7 protein-coding genes are annotated in these 5531 nt (G+C 62.7%); 3 read left to right on the top strand and 4 right to left on the bottom strand.

Annotated elements, in window-relative coordinates:
* The 3 genes from ABWP50_RS02865 to msrA all read left to right on the top strand — a co-directional run.
* Positions 1-1050: DUF3089 domain-containing protein (locus ABWP50_RS02865; RefSeq protein ID WP_353216480.1), on the top strand; the 1050-nt coding region annotated here is incomplete at its 5' end.
* Positions 1051-1081: 31 nt separating this feature from the next.
* On the top strand, positions 1082-1576 hold the full coding sequence (msrB, locus tag ABWP50_RS02860) for a peptide-methionine (R)-S-oxide reductase MsrB (RefSeq protein WP_353216479.1): 495 nt from the start codon (positions 1082-1084) through the stop codon (positions 1574-1576).
* On the top strand, positions 1573-2232 hold the full coding sequence (gene msrA / locus ABWP50_RS02855) for a peptide-methionine (S)-S-oxide reductase MsrA (protein ID WP_353216478.1): 660 nt from the start codon (positions 1573-1575) through the stop codon (positions 2230-2232). The genes msrB and msrA overlap by 4 nt, the downstream gene beginning before the upstream one ends.
* Positions 2233-2434: 202 nt before the next feature.
* Here msrA and ABWP50_RS02850 read toward each other — a convergent pair whose 3' ends face one another.
* From ABWP50_RS02850 to ABWP50_RS02835, 4 genes are read right to left on the bottom strand one after another with little or no spacing between them, the layout of a single operon-like run.
* Complete coding sequence (locus tag ABWP50_RS02850; RefSeq protein WP_353216477.1) at positions 2435-3877, bottom strand: NAD(P)(+) transhydrogenase (Re/Si-specific) subunit beta; 1443 nt, start codon at positions 3875-3877, stop codon at positions 2435-2437.
* Between the two features lie 15 nt (positions 3878-3892).
* On the bottom strand, positions 3893-4204 hold the full coding sequence (locus tag ABWP50_RS02845; protein WP_353198758.1) for an NAD(P) transhydrogenase subunit alpha part 2: 312 nt from the start codon (positions 4202-4204) through the stop codon (positions 3893-3895).
* Between the two features lie 11 nt (positions 4205-4215).
* Complete coding sequence (locus ABWP50_RS02840) at positions 4216-5343, bottom strand: NAD(P) transhydrogenase subunit alpha (protein ID WP_353216476.1); 1128 nt, start codon at positions 5341-5343, stop codon at positions 4216-4218.
* 30 nt (positions 5344-5373) lie between these two features.
* Entirely contained in the window at positions 5374-5499 is a 126-nt protein-coding gene (locus ABWP50_RS02835; RefSeq protein ID WP_353216548.1) for an aa3-type cytochrome c oxidase subunit IV, read from the bottom strand.
* Positions 5500-5531 lie beyond the last annotated feature (32 nt).

The raw sequence follows: 5531 nt of genomic DNA, 5'->3' as shown, positions 1-5531 counted from the left end.
GGTCAGGCAGGTCCGTGCAGCGGCGATGCCAGCGTCAGCATCGTGGCGGCAGACGCGGACGTGAAACTGGACATGCAGGCAGCCGCAGCCAAGCCAGCCATTGATTGCTTCTATGTCTATCCCACCGTGTCCACCGATCCGACGCCCAACAGCGACATGATCGCCGATCCGGCCGAGACAAATGTCGCTCTGTTTCAGGCCGCGCCGTTTCGCCAGGCCTGCCGGGTGTATGCACCGCTGTATCGCCAGGTCACGCTGGCCACCTTGCGTGACCGCATGATGGGCAAGCCAGTGACGGCCGATATCACCATGGGCTACCGCGATGTGTCGGCGGCGTTTGCCGATTACATGAAGCACGACAATAAGGGCCGAGGTGTCATCCTGATCGGCCACAGCCAGGGCAGCGGCGTGCTCAAGGCGCTGCTGCAGAATGATATCGAAGGCAAGCCCGTCGCCAAGCAGATCATCGCCGCCTATCTGCCCGGCCATAATCTGCTGGTGCCGGCGGGCAAGGATGTCGGCGGCGATCTGAAATCCACACCGCTGTGCCGCAGTCCCACGCAAATCGGCTGCGTGGTGGCCTATGTCAGCTTCCGGGATGCGATGGCCGTGCCGCCCGCCAGCCTGTTTGGCCGGCCGCCGGCAACAGCCCGGGACACGATGTCTGCAGCCTGCACCAATCCGGCGGCGCTTGGTGGCGGCCGAGCGACGCTGAATGCCATGATGGTCAACCGCACCGGCATCGTCGACAATGGCGCACCGGCGCCGAAGTGGGCAAAGGGCCGCAACATTTACACGCCGTTTGTGGCGGTTCCCGGCCTGCTCAGTGGTGAATGCATGGCGCGGGACAATGCCAATGTGCTGTCGGTGGGCATCAACGCCGATCCGGCCGATCCGCGCACCGACACGATCAACGGCGATGTGGTGATCGGTAACCAGGTAGTCGAAGCCTGGGGCCTGCACCTGATCGACATGAATGTGGTGATGGGTGATCTGGTGGCGCTTGCCAAAACGCAAGGCGCGGCGTGGCTGCGGCAAAATGGTCAGTAACGGTTCATCTTGAGCGTGCGAAAGCCGCGTCATGATTGATCGCCGCACCACATTGGGGCTCCTCGCAGCCTTCCCAGCCATGTCCGCCTTGGCCGCTGCCGGTGTCCCCGCTGCATCGGCGGCGCGCTACACAGTCAGCTTCACCCCGGCCGAATGGAAACGCCGGCTGGGCGCCGAAGCCTATGATGTGCTGCGTGAGGAGGCCACCGAACGGCCGTTCACATCGCCGCTGAACAATGAAAAGCGCGCCGGCCTGTTCGTCTGCCGGGGCTGCGCGCTGCCATTGTTCAGCTCGCAGCACAAATTCGAAAGCGGCACCGGCTGGCCGAGCTTCTGGCAGCCAGCCACCAAGACAGCCATCGGCAGCACCGTCGATCGCAGCTTCATGATGACCCGCACCGAAGTGCATTGCAGCCGCTGCGGCGGCCACCAGGGCCATGTCTTCGAAGATGGGCCGCGGCCAACGGGCCTGCGCTATTGCATCAACGGCCTGTCTTTGGCCTTTGTTCCAGGAAAAACCACATGAAATCCGCTTTGATTCCATTGCTCCTCGCCCTCGCCGCTCCGGCCTGCGCTGCCGAGCGCATGGTGCTCGCCCCGGCGCCCGCTGCCGATGCCATGCTATCCAAGGGCGCCTTGCAAAAGGCAGTGTTTGCTGGCGGCTGTTTCTGGGGCGTCGAAGGCGTGTTCGAACGCGTCAAGGGTGTCACCTCGGTGGTGTCTGGCTATGCCGGCGGCGCCAGGGCCACGGCGATTTACGAAGTGACCGGCAGCGGGCTGACTGGCCACGCCGAAGCCGTTGAAATCACCTACGATCCCGGCGTCGTCAGCTATGGCACGCTGCTGCGCATCTTCTTTTCGGTGGCGCATGATCCAACCCAGTTGAACCGGCAGGGCCCGGACAGCGGCAGCCAATATCGCAGCGCCCTCTTCACCCGCAGCCCGGAACAGGAGCGCATTGCGCGGGCCTATGTGGCGCAACTTGAAAAGGCCGGGACCTGGAAGCCGAAGATCGTGACGACGTTCGAAGGTGCAAAGCCTTTCTATGCGGGTGAAGGCTATCATCAGAATTACCTGCGCGGGCACACGACGCAGCCGTACATTGTCTATAATGACATCCCGAAGGTTGAGGGGTTCAAGCGGCTGTTTCCGCAATTGTGGAATGAGAAACCGGCGGCTTGAGCACACTTGCGGGGCGGCCGGCGGCGGAGCCGCCGAGTCCGCTGTGGGGATTAAGGAAGCAGGGGAAGGTTAGGAAGAGCGTGGCAGAGCCACGCCGACGAACGAGTCAAAAAGGGCGGCCTGTTGGGGCCGCCCTCTTTGCACGCCGTCCGGTCTTGCCGGAGTCGGCAAATAGCTCTGCTATTTGCACGCCCGGCTGCGATTAATGCCCGCCGCCATTCAGACCCTTCACAATATTCTCGACCATCTTCTTGGCATCAGCCAACAACATCATCGTGTTGTCGCCATAGAACACCGGATTGTCCACGCCGGCATAGCCCACCCCGCCCATTGAGCGCTTGATGAACAACACGGTCTTGGCCTTTTCCACATCCAGGATCGGCATGCCGTAAATCGGCGACGTTTTGTCGGTCTTGGCCAGCGGGTTGGTGACGTCGTTGGCGCCGATCACGAAGGCGACATCGCACTGGGCAAATTGGCTGTTGATGTCGTCCAGTTCGAACACTTCGTCGTAGGGCACGTTTGATTCCGCCAGCAGCACGTTCATATGGCCTGGCATGCGGCCCGCCACCGGGTGGATGGCATATTTGACCGACACGCCTTCCTTCTTCAGCAGATCGCCCATTTCGCGCAGTGCGTGCTGCGCCTGCGACACGGCCATGCCGTAACCCGGCACGATGATGACGCTTTCGGCGTTCTTCATGATGAAGGCCGCGTCTTCGGCCGAACCGGCCTTGAACGGCTTTTGCACACCGGTGCCCTTGGCTGCAGCGCCGCCGGATTCAGCGCCAAAGCCGCCGGCGATCACACTGATGAAGCTGCGGTTCATCGCCTTGCACATGATGTAGGACAGGATGGCGCCCGATGAACCGACCAGTGCGCCGGTGATGATCATCGCGGTATTTTGCAGGGTGAAGCCCATCGCTGCGGCGGCCCAGCCCGAATAGCTGTTGAGCATCGAAATCACCACCGGCATGTCCGCGCCGCCGATCGGGATGATCAAGGTGACGCCGATCACGAAGCTGAGGCCGAGGATGATCCACAGTAGCGGACCCTGGCTCATGCCGGCAGTGGCATCGGTGGCGAACACGCCGGTCAGGATGACGATACCGGCCAGCACGCCCAGATTGAGGATATGCCGGCCCGGCAGCAGGATCGGGGAGCCCGACATGCGGCCAGACAATTTCAGAAACGCGATGATCGAGCCAGAGAAGGTGATCGCGCCGATGGCAATGCCCAGGCCCAGTTCAACCCGCGACACCGTGAGCAGCAAACCGGCGGCATCGACAATGCCGAACGCCGACGGATTGAGATAGGCCGAGCAGCCGACCAGCACCGCCGCCATGCCGACCAGGCTGTGGAAGCCGGCGACGAGTTCGGGCATCGCGGTCATCTGGATGCGCTGCGCGATCACCCAGCCTATGCCGCCGCCCAGCGCGATGGCGCCGATGATCAACGGCAGGCCGGTAGGATGCAGGACCAGCGATGTCCCCACGGCCAGCGCCATGCCGATCATGCCATTGCGGTTGCCCGCTTGTGATGTTTCCGGCGACGACAGCCCGCGCAGCGACAGGATGAACAACACCCCGGACGCCAGATAAGCGAGCACGGCCCAGGCCGGCGTAGCAGCGACTGCATGTTCCATGGTCTTGCCCCAATTTTACTTCGAAGCCGCCGGCTTCTTGTCTTTTTTCTTGTACATCGCCAGCATGCGCCGCGTAACGGCAAAGCCGCCGAAGATGTTGATGCTGGCCAGCACCACACCCGCCAGGCCCAACCATTGCGACGGCCCACCGCCTTCGGTGATGGCCCCCGCCGCCGCTGCAATCAGTGCGCCGACGATGATCACCGATGAAATCGCGTTGGTCACCGCCATCAGCGGCGTGTGCAGCGCCGGCGTGACCGACCACACGACATAATAGCCAACGAACACCGCCAGCACGAAAATCGACAGGATCGACAAGAAATCCATGAGACTGCCCCTTAACCCTGCAAGCGTTCGTGGACGATCTTGCCGCCCTCGGTCAGCTTGATGCCCTTCACGATATCGTCATCGGCGGGCCACACGGCGGCCTTGGCCTCCTTGTCCCAGAAGGCGTTGATCATGTTGTACAAGTTACGGCTGTAGAGCGCGGAGCTGTCCGGGGCCATGCGGCTGGCCGGATTGCTGTGGCCGATGATCTTCACACCGTGCCGCTCGACGATTTCACCGGCCACTGCACCTTCGCAATTGCCGCCGCTATCCACGGCCAAATCAACAACGATGCTGCCGGCGCGCATGGTGGCCAGTTGCGCATCGGTGATCAGGCGCGGCGCGGGCCGGCCGGGGATAAGCGCGGTGGTGATCACCAGGTCCTGCTTGGCGATGTGCGACGATACCAGCTCGGCTTGCGCGGCCTTGTATTCATCGCTCATTTCGGTGGCATAGCCGCCAGCGCCTTCGCCCTGAATGCCGGCAACCTTGTCCACGAAAATGGCTTTGGCGCCCAGCGATTCAATCTGTTCCTTGGTGGCGGCGCGCACATCGGTGGCCGACACCAGCGCGCCGAGGCGGCGCGCGGTGGCGATGGCCTGCAGGCCGGCAACACCGACGCCCATGATGAACACCCGCGCCGCGCTGATCGTGCCGGCGGCGGTCATCATCATCGGGAAGGCGCGGCCATAGGCTTCGGCGCCATCAATCACCGCCTTGTAGCCGGCCAGATTCGACTGGCTGGACAGCACGTCCATCGATTGCGCGCGGGTGGTGCGCGGCATCAAATCCATGGCGTAGGCGATCAGGCCGGCACCGGCATAAGCCTCGATCTTGGCGCGATCCGTGAACGGGGACTGGATGGCGGCAATGATGGTGCCCGCCGCGATGCCAGGCAAATCGGCCAAGGCCGGTCCCTGCACACCCAGTACCATGGCCGCACCGGCAATCACGTCACCGCGCGCGCCAATCGTGGCACCCGCAGCCACATAATCGCCATCGCTGATGCGCGCACCGGCACCGGCGCCGCTCTCAACGGACACGCTTGCACCCAGAGCAAGCAGCTTTTTCACGGTTTCCGGTGTGGCAGCCACGCGCTGTTCAACCGCGGCAGTTTCCTTGAGCACAGCAATTTTCATGGTTCAGCCCCCCAGCCAGCGCCGCGCAGTTCAGACCACGAAAACATAAAGCGCCACCAGCACGGTGATAACGAAGATGGTGCCCCATTTGGTGAAGGTCATGAAGCTCGCATAGGTCGATTGATGCGTGCCTTGCGATTGATCGTTGCTGGCCATGATCGGCAAAACCCTTGATTGTTGCGTGTGCG

It is taken from the genome of Sandarakinorhabdus sp. (assembly GCF_040398645.1).
Lineage (GTDB): Bacteria > Pseudomonadota > Alphaproteobacteria > Sphingomonadales > Sphingomonadaceae > Sandarakinorhabdus.
Note: the sequence above shows the minus strand (reverse complement) of the source record. Positions and strands in the feature narration are given on the sequence as shown.